This window comes from Trichococcus sp. (assembly GCF_055118575.1).
The window spans coordinates 19,514-42,032 of record NZ_JBSQPW010000016.1 but is presented as its reverse complement, the minus strand read 5'-3'; the positions used below and the strand labels follow the sequence as shown (position 1 = coordinate 42,032).

Below are 22,519 nucleotides of genomic sequence, written 5' to 3'. Positions count from 1 at the left end.
TGACCAGAAAAAAACGGGGTGTAATTGTGGTAAAATCATTATATGATAATTAAATCACAATTGGAAAAGGGGCGCGCATATGGCTTATCATGTTTTTCGGTCGCCTAGCCGGTATATTCAAGGAGTAGGCGCTATAGACATATTAGGGAAGGAAACGGCTGTCTATGGGAAAAGGGCATTCCTGCTTACGGACGATTTCGTTTGGTGCTTGCTCCAGGAAAAAGTGGAACGGGCGCTGGAGGGTTTTCCTTACCATTATGAAGCCTTCACTGGCGAAGCCTCGCTTGATGAAATGGTCCGTTTGGCTGACGCGGTCGCCGATGTCACTGCGGATGTGGTCATCGGTCTCGGCGGCGGCAAAATCATCGATGTCGCGAAAGGCATCGCAGCGGCTTGTGATTTGCCGGTCGTGATTGTCCCGACCACCGTTTCCACGGATGCACCGACCAGCGCCATCTCTGTTCTCTATACCGAGGACGGGTTGTTCGATCATTACCGGTTCTATGCGAAGAACCCTGATTTGGTGCTCGTGGATACGCAGATCGTTATTCAAGCGCCGATTCGATTCTTCGCAAGCGGTATGGCGGATGCCTTGGCTACCTGTGCAGAAGCGCTGGCAACGAAAGCCTCGGGGGAGAATGCTTTGGCCGGCGGTTTGCCAACGATTGCCGGCACCGCTATTGCGGAAGCGTGCGAAGAAACCTTATTCCGTGAAGGACTCAGCGCATTCGCTGCTGTCCAAAAAGGCTTGGTGACGCCGGCTGTCGAGGCGATCGTCGAGGCGAACACGCTGCTGTCGGGACTGGGTTTTGAAAATGGTGGCTTGGCCGCCGCCCATGCCATCCACAACGGATTCACGGCCATCAAAGGCGAGGTCCATCGCTTGACGCATGGGGAAATAGTCGGCTTTTGCCTGTTGGTCCAACTCATACTTGAAGAGCGCCCACAAGAAGAATTCAAAAGGTATAGCCGTTTCCTGGCCGCAATCGGGATGCCGACGACTTTGGCCGAGATGCATCTGACCGGAGCCACGCGTGAAGAGCTCCTTGAAATCGGAAAGCTTGCAGTGGCGCCGAGCAACACCATGAAAAATCTAAACAAAAACATAACGGCTGAGCAAGTCGTCGCCGCCATTTTGGCAGTGGATACATTCATCGGAAAGGAAGAAAAAGAATGATCATTGGAGTACCGAAGGAAATCAAAAATAACGAAAACCGCGTGGGAGTAGTGCCGGCAGGTGTGCAGATGCTGGTACAGAACGGCCACCAGGTAATGGTCGAATCCGGATGCGGTGTCGGATCAGGATTCGAAGACGGACAATACGAAAAAGCGGGAGCGAAAGTGTTGGCAGACGCAGGCCAAGTCTGGGCCGCGGAAATGGTCATCAAAGTGAAGGAACCGTTGGAATCGGAGTACAAATACTTCCGCGAAGACCTGATTCTGTTCACATACCTGCACTTGGCGGCCGCACCGAAATTGACGGAGGCGATGCTGCAAGGGGGCCTGACCGCAATCGGCTACGAAACGATGGTCGGCAAGAAAGGGGACTTGCCGTTGCTGACGCCGATGAGCGTCATAGCGGGCCGTCTTTCCGTCCAGATCGGTGCGCAGTTCCTGGAAAAACCATACGGCGGTAAAGGTATTCTGTTGAGCGGCGTTCCGGGTGTTGCGAATGGGAAAGTCGTCATCATCGGTGGCGGTGTGGCCGGACGCAATGCGCTGCAGATTGCGTTGGGTTTAGGTGCCCATTGCACGATCCTGGACGTCAGACCGGAAATATTGACGGAAATCGAAAATTTGTACGGAAACGCGGTCATCACGTTGCTGTCGAACGAGTGGAACATTGCCCATGCCATCAAGGATGCTGATGTCGTCATCGGGGCTGTCCTGATCCCAGGCCGGAAAGCGCCTACGTTAGTGACCGAAGAAATGGTGAAAAGCATGCAGCCGGGTTCCGTGATCGTCGACATCGCCGTGGATCAGGGCGGTATTTTCGAAACCGAAGATCGCACGACCACCCACGACAATCCAGTCTATGAAAAATACGGCGTCCTGCATTATGCGGTGCCGAACATGCCTGGTGCCGTCGCACGCACTGCCACGATTGCGTTGACAAATGTGACCTTGCCTTATGCTTTGGAGATTGCTGATCAGGGAGCAGTCCAAGCGGCAAGAAACAATCCGACCATCCTGACCGGATTCAACGTGCACAACGGCAAGTTGACGAATAAAGATGTCGCCGAATCGGTCGGTGCAGTCTACACCCCAATCGAAACTTTGTTGTGAAAGTTACCGGAATCCCTGCTATATCAAGCAGGGATTCCGTTTTTTGCATAGTATCCATCAATGGGCACTTGTATTTTTCTGCACAGTTTACTATACTATTTGTACGGACATATATAGAGGGAGAACATACGATGAAAACAAAATACCAGGTGATTGCCGATGAGATACGCTCAAAAATACTTTCGAACGAATTCGTGGTAGGTAAAGTCATTCCGCCCGAACTGCAATTACAGAAGGACTATGGAGTCAGCCGCCATACCGTCCGGGAAGCGATCGCCTTGTTGGTGAATGAAGGCTTTTTGCGCAAGGAGAAAGGTTCCGGGACTTACGTCGACGATACGTATCAGAGACGTGGTGACGGAGTGTCTTCGAGCAAAACGATCGGCGTTATCACGACGTATCTGTCGGATTATATTTTCCCGTCGATCATCCGCGGCATCGAGCAGAAGCTGCGGGAAAATGGCTACTCCTTGCTGTTGGCGAGCACGAACAACGATGTCGATCAGGAGCGGGAGTGTCTGGAACAGATGCTCAGCCAAGGCGTCTCGGGGCTGATCGTGGAACCGACAAAAAGTAACCAATACAATCCAAATTTGGCTTATTATCTATCCTTCAAGGAACGCGGCATACCGGTCGTCATGATCAATGCCAACTATGAGGAACTGTCGGTCCCGTTCATTTGCGTCAATGACACGAAAGCGGGCTATCTCGCTACGAAACATCTGTTCGAGCAAGGCCATCAGCATTTGGCGCTGATCACGAAAATCGATGACCTGCAAGGGAAGTACCGCATGAAAGGCTTCATCAAAGCCCACGAAGAGATGCGTACAAATTTCGATCCGAAAAATGTCTACACGTACACAACAGAGACGAAGGCGCAAGTTTTCCAAACGATTCGGGAGAAACTGGCGAGCGATCAGGAAGTCACCGGAATCGTCTGCTACAACGATGAAGTGGCGCAGGGCTTGATCCAAGCGCTTGCTGACATGGGCAAACGGGTTCCGGAAGATTATTCAGTGGTCGGCAACGACGATTCGTTCCTGAGCACGGCAGGCAGCGTCAAGCTGACGACGCTTTCCCATCCGAAAGAAGAATTGGGAGCGGCAGCTGCTGAATGGATCATGCTGGCCGTACAGCAAGAAGTGACAGGCAACAAAATATTCGAGCCGGAGCTGATCATCCGCGATTCGGTCAAACGGATCTGATAACTGAAGAATGAAGCTGTCCCAAAAACCGGGATGGCTTCTTTTTTTGTGTTCGGACAAATATTCAAATTACTCCTTTACATGTACGGACATATAGAATATAATGAATCCAAGAAGAACGGACAGCATCCGCAAAAGGGTGTACCGCAAAAAGGAGGAAATATTTTGACTGAGAAGTTACAAGCGATAGTCACTGATATCGAATCGCGGCAGACGAGCATCGGAATCGAATTCGGCTCCACCCGCATCAAGGCGGTGCTGATTGACTCCCGCTTCACTCCGATCGCATCCGGCAGTTACGAATGGGAAAACCAATTGGTGGAAGGCATTTGGACGTATTCATTGGACCAGATTTGGAAGGGCCTTCAGACAAGCTATGCAGAACTGACGCGCGAGGTTAAAGAGAAATACGGCGTGACCTTGACCGCAGTCGGATCGATCGGTTTCAGCGCGATGATGCACGGCTACATGGCGTTCAATCAGGAAAATGAGTTATTGGTGCCGTTCCGGACTTGGCGCAACGCCACTACGGCTGATGCCGAAAAGGAATTGACCGCACTGTTCAAATACAATATCCCGCAACGCTGGAGCATTGCTCACCTGTATCAAGCGGTTTTGAATAAGGAAGAACATACAAATGAAGTCGCTTTCTTTACGACTTTGGCAGGCTACATCCATTGGCAACTGACAGGCAAGAAAGTTTTGGGAATCGGCGACGCATCCGGGATGTTCCCGATCGATGTCGAGAAGAAAAATTACGACGAACGGATGATTGGTCAGTTCGATGCATTGGTCGCAGAAAAAGGCGCGACTTGGAAATTGGCGGATCTGCTGCCGGAAGTACTGTTGGCAGGGGACGCAGCCGGGAATCTGACGGAAGTGGGGGCCAAACTGCTTGATCCGACAGGCACACTCGAAGCGGGCATCCCGTTATGTGCGCCGGAAGGGGACGCCGGGACCGGCATGGTCGCCACGAACAGCGTGGCGGAGCGCACCGGAAATGTATCCGCAGGGACTTCGGCATTTGCGATGATCGTATTGGAGCAGGACTTGAATGAAGTGCATCCGGAAATCGATCTCGTGACGACACCGGCAGGAAGCCTGGTCGCGATGGTCCATACCAATAACTGTTCATCCGATATCAACGCCTGGGTCAAGCTTTTTCGGGAATTCAGCGAAGCTGCCGGTTTTACAATTGATACGGACAAATTATTCGCTACGTTATTCAACAAAGCGCTTGAAGGCGATGCCGATTGCGGCGGATTGCTCTCGTACGGTTACTACTCGGGCGAGAACATCACCCATTTGGCGGAAGGTCGGCCGTTGTTTGTCCGCACACCGGAAAGCAACTTCAACTTGGCCAACTTCATGCGCGTGCATCTCTTCACCGCTTTCGGAGCGATGAAGATCGGCATGAATATCCTGAAGCAGGAACATGTTGCAATCGACAAGATCGTCGGCCACGGCGGTATCTTCAAAACCCCTGAGGTCGGCCAGAAAGTACTGGCTGCCGTCATGGACGCACCGGTCACCGTCATGGAGACAGCGGGAGAAGGCGGGGCATGGGGCATCGCATTGTTGGCTGCCTACATGGACCGCAAGGAAACGTCAGAGAGTTTGGATGCATTTTTGGACAAGAAAGTATTCGGTGCCGATGAAGGCATCACGATCGCTCCTGATGTGCGCGACGTTGAAGGTTTCGGAACCTTCATCGAACGTTACCAAGAAGGGCTGGCGATCGAACAGGCTGCAGTCGAGCATTTGAGTTTGAGATAGAAGGGAAGGAAACATCTTGCTGGAACAATTAAAAGAAGAAGTTTTTCAAGCCAATCTGGAATTGCCGGAACGGGGATTGATCAAATACACCTGGGGAAACGTCAGTGCGGTTGACCGCGAAAAAGGCTTGTTCGTCATCAAGCCCAGCGGTGTCGGCTATGACGACATGAAAGCGAGCGATATGGTTGTCTGCGACTTTGACGGCAACGTCATCGAAGGGGATCTGAACCCGTCATCCGACATGCCGACGCATGCCGTCCTCTACAAAGAATTCCCGGAAATCGGCGCGGTTGTGCACACACATTCGACTTGGGCCACGATTTGGGCGCAAGCTGGATTGGATGTGCCGGCCATGGGTACGACACATGCCGATACCTTCTACGGCACGGTTCCCTGCGCGCGTTTCCTGACGCAAGCGGAAATCGATCGGGGTTACGAGGAAGAAACGGGAAACGCCATTGTGGAAACGTTCCGCGAACGCGGCATCAAACCGATGGAAGTTCCCGGCGTATTGCTGCATGGGCACGGGCCTTTCACTTGGGCCAAGGATGCGAAGGGTGCTGTACTGAACGCGGTCGTATTGGACGAGGTCTGCAAAACCAATCTGTTCGCCCGTCAATTGAATGCCTTCGCGGAAGAACTGCCGCAACGCATTCTGGATAAACATTATTTGCGAAAACACGGAGAAAACGCCTATTACGGGCAGAAAAAATAGAGGAGCTGGAGATATGTTAGAAGTAGGAAAAAAAGAATTTTGGTTCGTAGTCGGTTCACAACATTTATATGGTGAAGAAGCTTTACAAACAGTTAAAAACAATGCGGCTGTTATCGTGGAAAGCCTGAACAACAGCGGCAAACTGCCTTATCCGCTTGTGCTGCAGGAATTGGCGGTAACGCCCGATACGATCACGAAGATCATGAAAGAAGTGAATTACCGTGATGAAGTGGCAGGTGTGATCACTTGGATGCATACCTTCTCGCCAGCCAAAATGTGGATCCGCGGAACGAAACTGTTGCAAAAACCGTTATTGCATCTGGCAACTCAATTCAACGAAAGCATTCCATGGGCAACAATTGATATGGATTTCATGAACTTGAACCAAGCGGCACATGGCGACCGCGAGTACGGCTTCATCAATGCGCGCCTGAAAAAGAACAACAAAGTCGTTGTCGGCTATTGGGAACGTGAAAATGTCCAAACCCAAATCGCGGAATGGATGGACGTGGCGGTAGCCTACAATGAAAGCTTCTCCATCAAAGTGGCGCGTTTCGGCGATAACATGCGTAACGTTGCCGTGACCGAAGGCGACAAAGTGGAAGCACAAATCCAATTCGGCTGGACAGTCGATTACTACGGCATCCGTGATCTAGTGGACTATGTCGATGCGGTCGCAGACGAAGAAGTCGATGCTTTGTTCAATGAATACAAAGATTTGTATGATTTCGACTACGGCGATTATGAGCAAGGCAAATGGGAAGCGCACGTCAAAGTGCAGGCGCGTCAAGAAATCGGCATCCGTCGTTTCTTGGAAGCGGGCGGCTATACTGCCTTTACCTCAAACTTTGAAGATCTGCATGGCCTGCAACAATTACCAGGTCTCGCAGTACAACGTTTGATGGCAGAAGGCTACGGATTCGCAGGCGAAGGCGACTGGAAAACAGCAGCAATCGACCGCTTGATGAAGATCATGTCCCACAACATCGACACCGGCTTCATGGAAGACTACACGTATGAAATGGCTGAAGGCAGAGAAGCGATTCTGCAATCGCATATGTTGGAAGTCGATCCAGGACTGGCAGTCAACAAACCGAAAATTCTGATCGCACCATTATCGATGGGGAATCGTGAAGAGCCTGCCCGCCTTGTATTCGACGGCAAAGCAGGGGACGGCGTTGTCGTTTCGATGGCTGACTTCGGAACGCACTACAAGTTATTGGTGAATGAAGTTCTTGCCTTTGAACCGACTGAGGCAGCTCCGAACCTTCCTGTCGCACGCGTCCTTTGGGAAGTGAAACCGAATTTCCATGACGGCATCCGCGCTTGGATCGAAGCTGGCGGCGGTCACCACACTGTTGTTTCATTGAGTTTGAGCACAGATCAGATCCTGGCTTGGGCAAAACTGGTCGGCCTTGAAGTGGCCTTAATCAAATAGTTTTTTTCGATCGGTTTGACAGAAAATCGTCAAACCGATTTTTTGGAGGGCATTTGTGAAAGTGTTCGCAAACGTTTTCAATAATATAATGAAAAGGAGCAACAAAAATGACTGCATTTGATTCAAAAGCGTATCTGGACAAGGTGGATGCCTTCTGGCGCGCCGCCAATTTCATCTCCGTGGGACAACTGTACCTGAAGGACAATCCTTTGCTGCAACGCCCGATCGAGGCAACCGATGTGAAGCTGCATCCGATCGGCCACTGGGGAACCATCTCCGGACAGAACTTCATCTATGCCCACTTGAACCGCGTCATCAACAAATATGATTTGAACATGTTCTATGTCGAAGGTCCGGGACATGGTGGCCAAGTCATGGTTTCGAACGCCTATCTGGACGGTTCTTACACAGAAATCTATCCGGAAATCACGGAAGATCTGGAAGGGTTGACGAAACTCTACAAACAATTCTCCTTTCCCGGCGGGGTCGCTTCCCATGCGGCACCGGAAACACCCGGATCGATCCATGAAGGCGGCGAACTCGGCTATTCGCTTTCTCACGCCACCGGCGCTATCTTCGACAATCCGGAAGTGATCGCGGCGACTGTCGTCGGTGACGGGGAAGCTGAAACCGGTCCGTTGGCGGCTGGTTGGTTCTCCAATGTGTTCATCAATCCGGTCACGGATGGGGCTGTCTTGCCGATCCTGTACCTGAACGGCGGCAAAATCTCCAATCCGACGATCCTCGACCGTAAATCGAACGAAGAATTGACGCAGTACTTTAACGGCATGGGCTGGGAGCCGTTGTTCGTGGAAGGGACCGATCCGGAAGCGGTGCATCCGATCATGGCGCAAGTGTTGGATACGGCTGTCGAAAAAATCAAAGCGATCCAAACCGAAGCCCGTAAAGGCTCCGCAGCCGAAGCGAAGATGCCGGTTTGGCCGGTCATCATTTTCCGCACCCCGAAAGGCTGGACGGGTCCGCAAACATGGGACGGTGAACCGATTGAAGGCGGCTTCCGCGCTCACCAAGTGCCGATTCCGGTAGATGCGCATCATATGCAACACATCGATGCGCTGGTGGATTGGATGCAGTCCTACCGTCCCGAAGAACTGTTCACTGCCGACGGCCAATTGGTGGCTGAGCTGAAAGAAATGGCACCGAAAGGCGACCGACGGATGGCTATGAATCCGGTCACGAACGGCGGAATCGATCCGAAACCACTCAATATTCCGGATTGGAAGCAGTATGCCGTCGACACGACGACTCCGGGCGCAGTCATTGCCCAGGACATGATCGAGTTCGGTAACTTCGCGCGCGACCTGGTCGTGGACAATCCGGATAACTTCCGCATCTTCGGACCGGATGAAACCAAATCGAACCGCCTGAACAAAGTCTTCGAAGTGACGAACCGCGTCTGGATGGAAGCGATCGATCCTGCTTATGATGAATGGCTTTCACCGTCCGGCCGTGTCATCGATTCGCAGTTGTCCGAACACCAGGCCGAAGGCTTCCTGGAAGGGTATGTCCTGACCGGTCGCCATGGTTTCTTCGCAAGTTACGAGGCTTTCCTGCGCGTGGTGGACTCGATGATCACCCAACATTTCAAATGGTTGCGCAAAGCCAAAGAACAGACATGGCGCAAGCACTATCCGTCATTGAACTTGATCGCGACTTCTACCGTTTTCCAACAAGACCACAATGGTTACACCCACCAAGATCCGGGTTTGTTGACGCACTTGGCTGAGAAGAAACCGGAATTCATCCGCGAATACTTGCCGGCGGATGCGAACTCCTTGATGGCCGTGATGGCGGAAACGATGGTTTCCGAGGAACAGATCAACCTGATCGTGTCTTCGAAACACCCGCGTCCACAATTCTACTCTGCTGAAGAAGCAGAAGTATTGGTGAAGGATGGCCTGAAAGTGATCGACTGGGCTTCGACTTGCGGTGACGAAGAACCGGATGTCGTGATCGCAGCAGCGGGAACGGAACCGAACCTGGAGGCACTTGCGGCAGTCACGATTCTGCACAAGCAGTTCCCGGCATTGAAGATCCGTTTCATCAACATCGTGGATCTGTTGAAACTGCGCCATCCGGATGTGGATCCGCGCGGCTTGAGCGATGAAGCCTTCGACGCCTATTTCACGGCCGACAAACCAGTCATCTTTGCTTTCCACGGTTTTGAAGGCTTGATCCGTGACATCTTCTTTGATCGCCACAACCATAACCTGCACATCCATGGCTACCGCGAGAATGGGGACATCACGACACCATTCGACATGCGCGTCTTGTCCGAGATGGACCGTTTCCACTTGGCGCAGGATGCGGCCAATGCTGTTTACGGCGAAGAAGCGTCAGCCTTCTCGCAAAAGATGACGGAAACGGTGGACTTCCACCATAAGTTCATCCGCGAGAACGGCGAGGACATTCCGGAAGTGATGGAATGGAAATGGGAAGCTTTGGAAGGTGCGGCAGCAGCCAAAGAACTGATCGCAAACAAAGCGGACTGACGTAAGAAAAACTGTTAAAAACATCAAAAAGATGCGTTCCCGCGCCTAGGAGCAACTGCTCCAAGGCCGGGAACGCATCTTTTTCGGATATTTTTTGTAAATGGAGAAGCTGCCGGGAAATACGGCAATAATCATGTTCGTGGGACCGCGTTGCGGGCTGGTTGTCCGATTCGATCGGGTTATCGGACAACCTGATCAGACAGTGCGTTCAGCTATGCGGCTAACGTTATTCACACGGCCTGCAGCAGGTCGTATTGGGATTGGTAGAGATGGTGATACAGGCCTTTTTTGGCCATCAGCTCTTCATGGGTGCCGGCTTCGGCGATATTGCCTCCTGCCACGTAGAAGATCCGGGAGCTGTTTTTGATTGTCGACAGCCGGTGGGCGATGATGAAGGAAGTCCGGTCTTTCAGCAGTTTCTGGAGGCCTTCCTGCAGCAGTTCTTCGGTCCTGGTATCGATGCTGGCGGTAGCTTCATCGAGAATCAGGATCTTCGGATCGGCAAGCAGGGCCCTGGCGAAGGAGAGCAATTGTCGTTGGCCAGCCGATAGGGTACTGCCGCGCTCTTCAACAACGGTGTGGTAGCCGTCCTTCAGGTTTTGAATGAAATCATGGGCGCGTACAACTTTCGCGGCTGCGATCACTTCCTCCTCGGTTGCATCGAGCTTGCCGTAGCGGATGTTTTCCAGAATCGTACCGGAGAAGATGAAGGTATCCTGCAGCATGACGCCCATTTGGCTGCGCAAGGAGCCGAGGGTGACATCGCGGACGTCGTGACCATCGATTTTGACGCTGCCTTCATTGATGTCGTAGAACCGGCTCAGCAGATTGATGACGGTCGTTTTGCCCGCACCTGTTGGACCGACTAAAGCGATGCTCTGTCCCGGTTCGATATGGAAGTTGACCTTGTGTAAAATATCTTTGCCTTCCTCATAACGGAAGGTTACATTTTCGAAGTCGACTGCGCCTTTGACTGGCGGCAACTCGTAGGCGTCCGGCGCATCCTGGATGGAAGGCACCTCGTCCAATGTTTCGAAGATGCGCTCCAAATAGGCCGTGGCAGTGATCAAGGAATTATAGAAGTTCCCGATATTGATGACGGGATTCCAGAAATTGTTGATGTAGCCGATGAAGGCGATCAATGTTCCGGTCGAAACGGACACACCGATCTGACGGATGCCCACAAAATAGATCAGGCAGGTCGTCAGTACCGAAATATTCAGTACACCGGGCCACATCAGGAATTGGATTTTGACGGCTTTCATCCAAGACGTCCGGTATTCCTCGCTGACTTCATTGAAGATGTCATAATTGACCTGTTCGCGGGCAAACGATTGGGTGATTTTGATTCCCGAAATACTTTCGTGGATATAGGCGTTGAGGTTGGACTGTTTGTTGCTCAAAATCTGAAAGGCTATCCGCTGGCGCTTTTTGATGAACAGCACCAGTCCGAAGAGAACCGGCAAAAGAGCCATGCTGTAAAGCGTCAAGCGCACATCGATGAGAAGCATGAAGCCCAATGTGATCACTACATTGAAAAGGTCAGAAATCAGATTGATGAGCCCATTGCTCAGCAGGTCGCTCAGCGTATTGATGTAATTGACTACGCGGATCAAAATCTTGCCGTGGGGCCGGTTGTCGAAGTAAGCAAACGGCAGGCGCTGCAGATGTGCAAAAATATCGTAGCGCATGTCTTTCAGAATGTCCTGGCCGACTTCGGTGATGGCATAGATCCGATAGCGCATGCACCAGCCGATCAGCACAAGGGAAAGGATGAAGATCCCACCCAAACCCAACAGCTGGGGCACATTTCCTGACGGTATCAGGTCATCGATTGCAATTTTTGTGAAATAAGGTCCCGCCATGCCGGCGATGTTCGCCACAATGATGACAGCCAATATTTTTGAAATTGGTTTTTTGTAGGGGCGGATATAGCCGGCCAAGCGCCGGTAATGTCCCCAATTGAATTCTTGTTCTAAGCTTTCGTCGACATCATACGTATTGCGTGCCATTGATTTCCCCTCCAGTCAATCCGAGTTGTTTGCAGTAAACGTCATAGTATTTGCCTCGCTTGGCCAAAAGTTCCGCATGGGTTCCTTGTTCGACGACTTGGCCTTTTTCCATCATTAGGATCAGATCTGCATCCCGCACCGACGAAATCCGGTGGGCGATGATGAAGGTCGTTTTGTTTTCCGTCAATCCAAGCAACTCCTGTTGGATCTTCGATTCGGTTTCCATGTCGACCGCGGAAGTGGTGTCATCCAAAATAAGGATGGCCGGATCCTTCGCCAATGCCCGTGCCAAAGAAATACGCTGCTTTTGCCCCCCAGACAAACCGACTCCGCGTTCGCCGACAATCGTGTCGTATCCTTGGGGCATACTTGTGATGAAGCCATCCGCATCGGCGATCCGGGCCATTTGTTGGATGTAGGAACGGTCCACCTGCGGATTGCCGAAAGCGATGTTGTCCTCGATCGTATCGGAAAACAGGAAAACGTCCTGCATGACCATGGCGATGTTCTCCCGCAATTGGCGGACCGGGTAGTCTTTGGCACTTTTGCCATCGATCAGGACGGTTCCCGAAGTGGGATCGTAGAATCTTCCTACCAGATTGACGAGCGTCGTCTTGCCTGAGCCGGTTTCGCCCAAAATCCCCAACGTTTGTCCGGGACCGACCGTAAAGGAAACGTGGGACAGGATATCCGTTCCGGGGTCATCGGAGAAGGCGAAAGAGACATCGTCGAATGTGACGGTCCCCTTGATCCGCTGGTGCTCTTGGACAGCCGTTACCGGAATCCGCGCCTCTGTGTCCAACATGTCACGGATTTTGACGCAGGCGGCGGAGAAGCGTTGTACATCGTTGATGAGCCATCCGCTCATGCGCATTGGCATGTTCAGCATCCAGAGGAAGCCATTGAAGGCGACCAGATCTCCCATCGACATTTCCCCGCGGATGACGTACAAGCCGCCGAGCACCAAAGCTATCGCGTTCAGTGTCCCGGCAAAGCCGTCGAGCCAAGGGAGATACGTGCGGGATACGGAAGCGGAATCCAGATTGCGGCGCTTGAAGTCCTCGTTGTGCTTCGTGAATTTTTCGATTTCATGGTCTTCCCTCGCGAACGCTTTGACGATGCGGTTGCCGCCGATGTTTTCTTCCACCATCGAATTCAGGCGGGAGAAGCTTTCCCTGATCTGGAAAAACAGCGGGAAGGCTTTCTGGGACATCTTTTGCGTCAGGATGAAGATGATTGGCGTGACTGCCACCAAAGCCAGCATCAGCGGAAGGTGGATTGTGCCCATGACTGCGACGGCCATCACGAACCAGAGGATGCTTTCCAGGATGTTGTAGGTGACCCAGGAAACAAAGTGACGGATAGCATCGGTATCCCCGGTCATCCGCGCCATAATGTCCCCGACCCGGGTATGGTTGAAGAAGTCGAAGTCCAACTCCTGCAGTTTCCGGTACATGTCCTGGCGCAACACAAAAAGTGTGTTTTGACCGATCCGCTCGAATAGCATCTGGTAGCTGTAGCGGATGGTCGTCCGGAAGAGCGTGATGCCGATCATCAATGCCAAAATTGGCACCAATAAATTATCCTGCCCGCCATCGATGACTTTGTCGATCAATTCCCCCGCCAAGAGCGGATCGATGATGATCAGGAGGGCATTCAGGAAAATAAATAATAAAGCCAGTAAGCTTTTGGATTTGTATGCCTGTGCGTAGCGCCAAATCCATTGGTAATGATTCATAAGACAGTCCTCCTCAAAAAAAGTGTATGTTAACAGGTTACTGTTTTTTTTAGGAATGAGAATGGCTTTTCTTCGTCAGATTCCTGTACAATATAAGGGTATTCAACAGAAAGGACTTTTGCGATGGCCTACACACACGTACAAACATTCAATCCCGAAATTCTCTATGCTTTCGATCCGCTGAACGAAGCCGGAAACTGTTCCAAAACGCATAGCCACAACTTTCTGGAAATCAGCATCCTGCTCGAAGGGGAAGCTGATTACTTGGTGGACGGAATCCGCCAGGACTTGAGGACCGGCACCGTTATGCTGTTTAACCCGGGCGTAAAACATGCGGAGCGACAAAAAGAGGGTACATTTTCCCATCAGCTGCATATCGGACTGACAAACGTCTCACTGAACGGACTTCCCCGTAATCATTTTCCGAACAAACGCGCATTGCTGGATCTTGGCTGTTATGCGGATGCCTTCATGGAGAAGGCATGGCGGGTGACGAAGGAGTTCAACGAGCAGCGGAGTGAATATCAGCTGATGGGCAAAGGGCTGATATTGGAGATGCTGGGATTATTGCTGCGGAGTCTGGAGGACGGATCCGACAATACGATCCCTTCGGCGCTTTCCCAAACGGCCGTGCGCCAACAGCATCTGGTGAACCATGCCGTCTATTATCTGGAAAACCACCATTCCGAAGAAATCACGCTGGAACAACTGGCGCAGCAACTCTTCGTCAGCCCGGCCCATCTTTCGAAAATCTTCAAGGAAGCGACCGGGTTGAGTCCGATCCATTACCTGATCCACGTGCGCCTGAAGCATGCGAAGGAACTGCTGAAGCAGGAAGAATGGACCATCAAAGAAGTCGCCCAGGCTGTCGGCTATCAGGACGCGTACCACTTCAGCAAATTGTTCAAAAAATACTACGGAACCGCGCCTTCGCAATTCGCTAAGGAAGAGCGAACGGTATAGGAGTATCAATAACAAGAAAAGGAGCCGACTCAAGTTGAGGCGGCTCTTTTTGTTGGAAACTTCCGGATACCTGATGGCATAACGGTGAACGCAAGATCCGGCCCTCAGTTCCGTTGAACCGAGGCTTGGTCGGAGTTTAGGATTTTATTTCAGTTGTTCTCCGATGAGGATGACTTCGCCGGAGAAGGTGCCGATAGTTAGCGTTGTCCTCCTGCGAGCGGGAGCCTCACCGGAGCTATAATCAGATTCCGATCCCTCCGGCCAGAGGAGCATCGGATCGGATTCGAGAATAATCATTACTGACAGACCCTTCTTGACTTGACCGTGCCTGATATCACTCTTCAAGTAAGAAAGCTCATGGTTTAGTTCGTTAGGTGGGAGTTCTTCTTTGCGGAATCGAAGCAACCGTAACCCTGCCAACTGTTATTTTGTATCTTTTCCTTGATATCTGCGGATGATACTCTTGAACAACGCTTTAAATAAATGTTTTAATAAAATTTTTCAAGAAATCAGTAAACCGTTGTGCTGAATTGCTGGAAACGCATCAAGAGAAATGTTTGGACTTAAAGAAAGAGGTGATTTTTGTGTCAATAAATGCAAAACAAATCATTGAACATAATGAGTCGATCATTGAAGATAATATTTTTTTTGGATTGAAGAATGATTACACGGAAACCGAGATAAATCAATATGTGGCAGAGGCAAAGGAAGAATTGCGACGCCTAAAAAACACCTGAAAGATAATGGTTTGGTCGAATATGACAATGTAACACAGATGTATGTACGAAAGTAGAAACGTGATTTGATAGATGTGGGCCAAATTTGCGCTTTCTTCTTGACTTAAACTAACCTCAAGGGTTTATGATGGAATCATCAACTAAGATTCAGAATGGAGGAAAAAGAAATGAACAGACCTTACAGAGTGATTTGCCACATGGCGATGTCGATAGACGGGCGCGCGGCGGGGCACTATTTAAGTGCGGTCGAATTCGGGCCGTACGGAAAGGCCTATGAGGATACGCTACAAGCTTACGGTTCGGACAATTGGATCTGCGGGCGGATCACGTTCGAGCAGCACATCACCCTCGGGAACAAAGTGGACCTGTCCATTTATTCGGATGAAGCCATCCCAAGGGAAGATTACATTCATCCGGCTGCCTTCAGCACTTACGCGATTGCGGTCGATCCGGAAGGGAAACTCGGCTGGCAAACGAATGTGATCGGTGACGAGTATCCGGAAAGAAGAGGCGACCATATCGTTACGATTTTGAGCGAGGCGGTCTCTGATCGGTATCTGGCCCATCTCAGGAAAGTGGGCGTTTCCTACATCTTTGCGGGGAAGAGCAAACCATTGTCGATGACAGTCGCCTTGGACAAACTGCACAGCCATTTTGGCATCGAAACTTTCATGCTGGTCGGCGGAGGATTTGTGAACGGATCGTTCGCGAGCGAACGATTGGTCGATGAAATCAGCCTCATCATCGCTCCACTTATCGAAGGCATTTCCGATTCCGTTTCTTTATTCGAGTTCGGGAACAGTGTTGATCAGCGTATCCGGAAGTTCAGGCTGGATAAATTCGAGCGGATCGGTCCGGATGGCATCCGGCTGAATTATCTTTCGGAGTGAAATGAGGGTCATGCAGAACGAAAGAACCACCGGATCCAAGGCGTTTTGCCTTTGGATTCGGTGGTTCTTTGACTAAACTTTGTTCGGAGCGCGTGGTCTGCTTATTCAGCCGCCTCCCGGACGGCGAAGTAGTTCCCGTCCCTGTCAGGGAAGTTGAAAGTCCTGGCGCCGCCCATTTCGATGATCTCACCGACTGTCTCGTTGTTCTCCTTGAAGCGCGCATAAAGCTCATCGAAATCGGAGATGTCGAACAATAAGGAAGGTTTGTTGGAGGCCACTTCCGGTGAATTCTTTCTGATGAAATCGATATTGAAAAGCTGCAGATTGCACGTAGAGCTCACCGCCAGCACGATGCTGATGGAATCCCCAAAGTCATAACGCTCAACCTCCTTGAAATTGAGATAGTGTTTCCAAAAATCGGCATTCGCTTCTACATCCTCTACGTAAAGCATGATATTCGCTGTGGTCATATCATTTCCTCCGTTTCTTATCAATCATAATATCATTATACGCTCGGAGTAATTCGGAGGCCAATGTGAAGAACGGTTGCAGCAAGCGTCTTTGGATGAAAGGCTTTGGATTCGTATTTCCCGCTTTGACTTGTTAGAATAGAAGCATAACGAGATCAATTTGAGAGAGGGTGAAGGCGATTGAATAGCAATAACGAAGCATTTATGGGTTATTTCAATGATATCGAGAGTTTCTTCAACAAGACGTACAAGCCCAATCGCGGGAAATCCTACTACAGCTTTTATGAGTTGGTGGAGAACGCCGCGCGCTACGACAGTTTTGTGAAAAGGAAGCGGGATGACTTCCAGATACTAGGGGATCTGCGCAATTTCTTGAGCCACGGAAACCAAAGCGATCTGGTGCTCGTCAATGAGGAGTCACTGACTATGATCAAAGCAATCCATGAACAACTGTTGAAACCAAAGACGGCTTTCGACATCAAATCGGATGATGTGAAATTCTTCAAGGAAACTACCCCGCTATCCGCTGTCCTCGAAACGATCAGGAACACTGATTTGACGCAATTCCCGATTAAAGACGGAAAAGGAAAAGTGATGGGCTTGTTGACAGAAAATGGCATCACGCACTGGCTGTCCCAACATGCGCATGAGGCAACCGTGTCGATCGGCGGAACGCTGGCACGCGATATCCTTGTATTGGACGATAACAAGGATAATTTTGCCTTCGTCAAAAAAGATGCGAGCATTTATGAGGCGGAAGCGCTATTCGACAACCAAAAAATCGATGCATTGCTGGTGACGCACAGCGGCAAAAATACGGAAAATCTGCTTGGCATCATTACACGATTTGACCTGGTGGAAGTGTAGATAGATTTTAGTTCAGAAAATACGACAAAGACAGGCTACCCATTTTTGTGGGAAAGCCTGTCTTTTTTGGAACAGAGCGCCGAAATGTATACGCAGCTCCTGTGAGTGACCCCTTCGCCGGAGGCAACCTGTAACAATCAGCCTCACCTCCGATTAAGCTTGGTTCATCGGAGAACGCAACTCGGAATGATAGCCGTTCTCCGGCGAAGATCACGCTCGCCGGAGGAAGAAGATGATAAAAGGCCGCCTGTGAGTTTTCTTATTTTTCCGTGTGGATCGAAATCCGTTTGAAAAGAGCGGAACTTTGCGTGTTCGCACCGGTAAGCGTCGTTTTTACACCCCGTTTGTTGTTGCGGGTAATGAGCTTGTCGATCGCTTCGACAGCAGTGGAATCCCATAGAGTCATGGCGCTGATGTCGATGACGATTTCTTCCTCATGTTCGATCTCTTCAGCGAAAAAGTCCAGGAATTTTTCGGCGGAAGCGAAGTAAAGGTGGCCGTCCACTTTGTAGTGGTGATCATCATCAGCAGTCCCTGTTGCAACATGGAGATGGGACATTTTGAAAGCTGCGAAGACGGCGCTGACCAAAGTACCGGCTACGACACCGTAAGCCAAGTTGTGCGTTCCGATAACGATGGCGACGGTCAGGATCATTGCGAAGCTTTCGTTTTTAGGGTTCGTGCGCAAACGTTTGATCGAATCCCAATTGATGGTTTCAATAGAGACAACGACCATGACCGCCGCCAAAGCGACAACCGGAATCTGCACGACAGAACCGTTTAAAAGAACAACGGACAACAACATGAAGAATCCGGACAGGAAAGTCGCAAGACGGCCAAGGCCGCCGTAATTCAGGTTGATGATTGTTTGACCGATCATGCCACAACCGGCGATACCGCCGAAGAATCCGGAAACGACATTCCCGAGACCTTGGCTCAACGTTTCCTGATTTTTGTCGCTCTTCTCGTCAGTGATTTCATCGACCAATTGTGCAGTCAACAAGGACTCAACCAATCCGACGATAGCAACCGAAAGTGCAGTTGGGAAAATGATCCGCAAAGTTTCCACTGTCATCGGAACAGCCGGGATGCCGAAGCGCGGCAAATCCGTAGAGATGGAGCCCATATCGCCCAACGTTTTCACATCCAAGCCAAAACCCAGGACAATCGCGGTGATGACCAAGATCGCAACGATAGGCGCAGGGATTTTCTTCGTAATTCTAGGAAACAGGAAAATGATCGCGATTCCCAACAGACCCAGGAGCGGCAAAAGCAGGCTGCCTTGGAAATGATCCAATTGCGAAGTGAACATCATGATCCCCAAGCCGTTTACGAAACCGGTCATGACAGGCTTCGGAATGTAGCGCATCAAGGTGCCTACCTTTAATAAGCCAAGCGCGACCTGCAGGATACCTGCCAAAATCGTAGCAGCAAAAAGGTACTGGATGCCGTATTCAGCGACCAGATGGGCCAGGACCAAGGCAACTGACCCAGCAGCGGCTGAAATCATGCCTTTGCTGGAGCCGAAAAAGGCTGCGATGGCTGTGATGAAAAAAGTGGCGTATACTCCGACAATCGGTGGCACCCCTGCGACGATCATGAAGCCGATGACTTCTGGGAAAAGCGCCAGACAGACGACGATACCGGCTAGGATATCCCCTCTGATATTGCCGAACCATTCTTGCTTGTATTGTTGCATAAATACCTTCCTTCTTGAAAAAATAGTGTCTATTTTGATTTAAAAAATTATTGAACGTGCTCACAAAAACATATGTTAACACATAACAGAATAAAGGGGAATAAAAATTTATTCATAGGTGTATATTTTGAATGATACGTTTAAAAAAGAGTTAAAAAGCTTTAAATTTTAAGCTGGGGTGTGCTAGTATGTAAAAAGAAAAGTTGAATCAAAGGAAAGAGGATCAGATACGCATGGAAGTAGGCAGTCGTATTCAGGAATTACGCAAACTGAACAAAATAACGGCGAAAGAGTTGGCTGAGCAGATCGACGTTTCGCCTTCCTTCATTTCAGCCATCGAACACAATTCGACTAAATTGTCCTTGAAGACGCTCAACCATATCTGTGAGGTACTTGGGGTCACCTTGGCGGAATTTTTCAATACGGAAATGAGCCCTGTGGAAAAGAAACTGACTGCTCAAATCAAAAAAATGCCGGAAGAGAAAAAGTATGAATTATTGGCCTTTTTGACAGGCTTGATTTCCTGATAAGAATAGAAAGGGAAGATGCATCCCGCTTCAATATGAGGCGGGGACATCTTCCTTTTTCGTTTACTCCATTTCGAGCAGTTGTTCGATTGCAGCCAGTACGCCTTCTTCGTTGTTCGAAAGGGTACAGAATTTGGCGGCCTTTTTGACGTCATCGGCCGCGTTCGCCATCGCGAAACTGTAGGCCACATGCTCCAACATCTCGATGTCATTCCCGCTGTCTCCGAATGCGGCGGTCTCCTCATCGGAGATGCCCCACAGCTTCTGCAGCAGTTGGATGCCGGAAGCTTTATGCATGCCCGGAATGATGAGGTCGATGGAGCCTTGGCCGGTCGATACCGGGGAGACGACATCGCCTATTTCGCGTGTGAAGTGCTCCAAGAGGGCGGGGACTTCTTCTTCAGCGAAACCGGATGCAAATTTGAAGATGGTGTCATCTATTTCGGAAAAAGAATCCACCCGCTTCAGGCGATGATAGAAGCGTTGCGTGTTTTGGAAAAAGTAATCGGAAACGGAACTGTCGACATAGGCACTATTTTTGCCGCAAACGACCAATTTTGAATAGGCATCCAACTCCTTGAAGATCCGGAGCACCTTGTCAATCGTCTCCTGTGTCATCTCACCGACGGACAGCTCTTTGTTGCAATCCACGACGAAAGCGCCATTTTCCGCTACAAAAGCAATATTATCCTGTATTTCAGGAAAAAAAGAACGCAGTTGGTAGTATTGGTTCCCGCTGGCCACGACAAAACGGATATCCTTTTCGAGCATGCGTTTATAGAGGGCATCAAAGCGTTCCTTGTTGAACTTTTTCCTGCTGTCCAGGAATGTTCCGTCCATATCGACGGCGATCAGTTTGATGGACATGGCGAATCTTCCTTTCGTTGGATGCGAGCGTTTTCCGGTTGGAGCCATCAGCTTTTAACATCCGCTTATGTTTAAAACATCTTAACATGTTCCCTTATTATTCCCAAAAGGAAAAGAATGCTTTGAGCCGTTTTTCCGATAAGGAAACAGTTGACAAAAAGAACGCATGTTCGTATTATAAGTGTTAAAGGATGTGACTGATATGGAAAATGGGATTTGCCTGAAAGGCTCAGTGGAAAAGATCAAAATTCTCAAACTGGAAGAGACGCCACTGATCCGCTTCACGCTGACGGTGGACAAGGAAGAGAAACAGAATTGCCTGATTCGCGCGCACTCGCTGGATTTTTTGTATCAGGTCACCGAAGGGAACGCAATCGTGATCTATGGCAGGAAGAACAAGCGCAATCAAGTTGTGGTGCAGAAATATCATGTAAATCAAAAATGATGGCTGATGGATAGGGTGAGGAAAATGAGGTTGATGCAAAAAGGAATCTGGAGAAAAAAGTTGGATGTTGCCGATCTGTTGGAACGAAAAGGTTGCTATGAGTTTACGTTGTTGGAGGATAAGCTTTCTGTCGGGGCGGAGCTGTTCGAAATCTGGTGGTACGCCTATGGTGGCAACAATCATATTTTGGCAAAAAGCAAACGTTACCCAACTCGCCTCTATTTCTTTTTGCTTGAGCCAGGAGATCTTTTCGCGGTGGATGATTTCCGCATCTATCTGGAAACAGGGAAATTAAAATACCCTGTCGCCAAATATTACAACAAAAACGGCCGGTGATCAGAACCAGCCGCTTTTTTTGAACCAGCGATACATTGCCAAACCGATTCCAAACATCAGGCCGATAGCCAAAAAGTAGCCGTATTTCCAAGTCAATTCCGGCATGTTTTCGAAGTTCATCCCATAGATGCCGGCGATCAATGTCAAAGGCGAGAAAATTGAAGTAATGATGGTAAGCACCTTCATCACATTATTGGTCTGATGGGAATTCAGCGATAGATAGCTGTCGCGCATATCCGTCGTCACTTCGCGGTTTGAAGTAATCATCTCGGATACCTTCAGCAAATCATCGTGGATATCCGAAAAATAACTCCGTCTTTTGCGGACACCTTCCAAATGTTGGGAATTCAGCATGCGATAAAGCAGATCCCGCATTGGATTGACGGTCTGCAGCAGACCCAGCAGAAGATGCCGAGACTCCATCAATTCTGGTATGAATGCGGCAGTCGTTTTGTTCAGGTTATCCTCTTCAAGTTGAGCCAGACTGTCTTCGATGTCGTGGATTAAAGGGAAATAATTATCCACAATCTGATCAAGGATTCTGTAAAAAATAAAGTACGGATCCCAGTTTTCGGCATTATGTTGGGCCAACAATTGTTTCTGTACATAGGCTACTTCTTTTGAGTGAGCGAGTTGAAAAGTGACGATGAGTTTTTCACTGACAAAGAAGTCCAATTCTTCTTTGAAGAGGTCTCTACCTTCTTCGCGAACGTGATGCGTCACATAAAATGTGTAATCGTCATAATAATCCAGCTTCGGACGCTGCAGTATCTGCAGGCAGTCTTCGATAGCGAGTGGATGGAAATGGAAGGTCTTCTCGAGATATTTTACTTCGGATGGGCTAGGTTCATTGAAGTCGGCCCAGATCCATTTGTAGGCTGAAAGGTCGATCGCATCCAAATCGATGTCTGTGTGGACGAGATTGTCAGCTGTGATGCCGATAACTGTTATCATATAATTGCACCTTCTTTAAGAGTGATTTCAATATCCATTATACGGGAAATGCACTGCCGATGCCATTTTTGGGTCATTCAG

20 protein-coding genes are annotated in these 22,519 nt (G+C 49.8%); 14 read left to right on the top strand and 6 right to left on the bottom strand.

Annotation, left to right across the window (positions count from 1 at the left end; all coding sequences use genetic code 11):
- Positions 1-79 precede the first annotated feature (79 nt).
- The 7 genes from ACTCCX_RS06120 to ACTCCX_RS06090 all read left to right on the top strand — a co-directional run bounded on the left by ACTCCX_RS06120 (position 80) and on the right by ACTCCX_RS06090 (position 9,933).
- Positions 80-1,177 carry a glycerol dehydrogenase gene (locus tag ACTCCX_RS06120; protein ID WP_463275183.1) on the top strand — a complete coding sequence of 366 codons (1,098 nt, stop codon included), beginning with the start codon at positions 80-82 and terminating at the stop codon, positions 1,175-1,177.
- Positions 1,174-2,286, top strand: a complete 1,113-nt coding sequence (gene ald, locus ACTCCX_RS06115) for an alanine dehydrogenase (RefSeq protein WP_463275182.1) — start codon at positions 1,174-1,176, stop codon at positions 2,284-2,286. The genes ACTCCX_RS06120 and ald overlap by 4 nt, the downstream gene beginning before the upstream one ends.
- A 131-nt stretch (positions 2,287-2,417) precedes the next feature.
- Positions 2,418-3,491: a GntR family transcriptional regulator gene (locus tag ACTCCX_RS06110; protein ID WP_068561544.1), complete on the top strand. Its 1,074-nt coding sequence runs from the start codon at positions 2,418-2,420 to the stop codon at positions 3,489-3,491.
- Between the two features lie 165 nt (positions 3,492-3,656).
- On the top strand, positions 3,657-5,267 hold the full coding sequence (locus tag ACTCCX_RS06105) for a xylulokinase (RefSeq protein ID WP_463275181.1): 1,611 nt from the start codon (positions 3,657-3,659) through the stop codon (positions 5,265-5,267).
- A 16-nt stretch (positions 5,268-5,283) separates the two neighbouring features.
- Entirely contained in the window at positions 5,284-5,982 is a 699-nt protein-coding gene (locus ACTCCX_RS06100) for an L-ribulose-5-phosphate 4-epimerase (protein ID WP_119092681.1), read from the top strand.
- Positions 5,983-5,995: 13 nt separating this feature from the next.
- The gene (araA, locus tag ACTCCX_RS06095; protein ID WP_068561542.1) at positions 5,996-7,420 is read left to right on the top strand and encodes an L-arabinose isomerase; all 1,425 of its coding nucleotides are present in this window, start codon (positions 5,996-5,998) and stop codon (positions 7,418-7,420) included.
- Positions 7,421-7,527: 107 nt separating this feature from the next.
- Positions 7,528-9,933, top strand: a complete 2,406-nt coding sequence (locus ACTCCX_RS06090) for a phosphoketolase family protein (protein ID WP_463275180.1) — start codon at positions 7,528-7,530, stop codon at positions 9,931-9,933.
- Positions 9,934-10,163: 230 nt separating this feature from the next.
- On the opposite strand, the gene ACTCCX_RS06085 is transcribed toward ACTCCX_RS06090, so the two are convergent.
- Both ACTCCX_RS06085 and ACTCCX_RS06080 read right to left on the bottom strand, forming a co-directional pair.
- Positions 10,164-11,945: an ABC transporter ATP-binding protein gene (locus ACTCCX_RS06085; RefSeq protein WP_068561540.1), complete on the bottom strand. Its 1,782-nt coding sequence runs from the start codon at positions 11,943-11,945 to the stop codon at positions 10,164-10,166.
- Entirely contained in the window at positions 11,926-13,683 is a 1,758-nt protein-coding gene (locus ACTCCX_RS06080) for an ABC transporter ATP-binding protein (RefSeq protein ID WP_463275179.1), read from the bottom strand. The genes ACTCCX_RS06085 and ACTCCX_RS06080 overlap by 20 nt, the downstream gene beginning before the upstream one ends.
- Before the next feature lie 123 nt (positions 13,684-13,806).
- Between ACTCCX_RS06080 and ACTCCX_RS06075 the strand changes: the two genes are divergently transcribed.
- The 3 genes from ACTCCX_RS06075 (at position 13,807) to ACTCCX_RS06065 (ending at position 16,273) form a co-directional block, all read left to right on the top strand.
- Positions 13,807-14,646: an AraC family transcriptional regulator gene (locus tag ACTCCX_RS06075; RefSeq protein WP_463275178.1), complete on the top strand. Its 840-nt coding sequence runs from the start codon at positions 13,807-13,809 to the stop codon at positions 14,644-14,646.
- Between the two features lie 584 nt (positions 14,647-15,230).
- A complete protein-coding gene (locus ACTCCX_RS06070) occupies positions 15,231-15,383 on the top strand; it encodes a hypothetical protein (RefSeq protein ID WP_463275177.1) in 153 nt (50 codons plus the stop codon).
- A gap of 167 nt (positions 15,384-15,550) precedes the next feature.
- Entirely contained in the window at positions 15,551-16,273 is a 723-nt protein-coding gene (locus tag ACTCCX_RS06065) for a RibD family protein (RefSeq protein WP_463275176.1), read from the top strand.
- 101 nt (positions 16,274-16,374) lie between these two features.
- On the opposite strand, the gene ACTCCX_RS06060 is transcribed toward ACTCCX_RS06065, so the two are convergent.
- A complete protein-coding gene (locus ACTCCX_RS06060) occupies positions 16,375-16,743 on the bottom strand; it encodes a VOC family protein (RefSeq protein ID WP_068561527.1) in 369 nt (122 codons plus the stop codon).
- Between the two features lie 180 nt (positions 16,744-16,923).
- Between ACTCCX_RS06060 and ACTCCX_RS06055 the strand changes: the two genes are divergently transcribed.
- Positions 16,924-17,610, top strand: a complete 687-nt coding sequence (locus ACTCCX_RS06055; RefSeq protein WP_072763807.1) for a CBS domain-containing protein — start codon at positions 16,924-16,926, stop codon at positions 17,608-17,610.
- Positions 17,611-17,869: 259 nt separating this feature from the next.
- On the opposite strand, the gene ACTCCX_RS06050 is transcribed toward ACTCCX_RS06055, so the two are convergent.
- On the bottom strand, positions 17,870-19,309 hold the full coding sequence (locus ACTCCX_RS06050) for a SulP family inorganic anion transporter (protein WP_463275175.1): 1,440 nt from the start codon (positions 19,307-19,309) through the stop codon (positions 17,870-17,872).
- 233 nt (positions 19,310-19,542) lie between these two features.
- Here ACTCCX_RS06050 and ACTCCX_RS06045 point away from each other — a divergent pair, with 233 nt between their 5' ends.
- Positions 19,543-19,836 (top strand): helix-turn-helix domain-containing protein, encoded by a 294-nt coding sequence (locus ACTCCX_RS06045; RefSeq protein ID WP_068561524.1) that lies wholly within the window; start codon positions 19,543-19,545, stop codon positions 19,834-19,836.
- 63 nt (positions 19,837-19,899) lie between these two features.
- Here ACTCCX_RS06045 and ACTCCX_RS06040 read toward each other — a convergent pair whose 3' ends face one another.
- Positions 19,900-20,703 carry a Cof-type HAD-IIB family hydrolase gene (locus tag ACTCCX_RS06040; protein ID WP_463275174.1) on the bottom strand — a complete coding sequence of 268 codons (804 nt, stop codon included), beginning with the start codon at positions 20,701-20,703 and terminating at the stop codon, positions 19,900-19,902.
- Positions 20,704-20,905: 202 nt separating this feature from the next.
- Between ACTCCX_RS06040 and ACTCCX_RS06035 the strand changes: the two genes are divergently transcribed.
- On the top strand, positions 20,906-21,148 hold the full coding sequence (locus tag ACTCCX_RS06035; protein WP_068561522.1) for a hypothetical protein: 243 nt from the start codon (positions 20,906-20,908) through the stop codon (positions 21,146-21,148).
- Between the two features lie 24 nt (positions 21,149-21,172).
- Complete coding sequence (locus ACTCCX_RS06030) at positions 21,173-21,484, top strand: hypothetical protein (protein WP_463275173.1); 312 nt, start codon at positions 21,173-21,175, stop codon at positions 21,482-21,484.
- Here the strand turns inward: ACTCCX_RS06030 and corA are convergent, their stop codons facing one another.
- Positions 21,485-22,438 carry a magnesium/cobalt transporter CorA gene (gene corA, locus ACTCCX_RS06025; RefSeq protein ID WP_463275172.1) on the bottom strand — a complete coding sequence of 318 codons (954 nt, stop codon included), beginning with the start codon at positions 22,436-22,438 and terminating at the stop codon, positions 21,485-21,487.
- Positions 22,439-22,519: the final 81 nt, after the last annotated feature.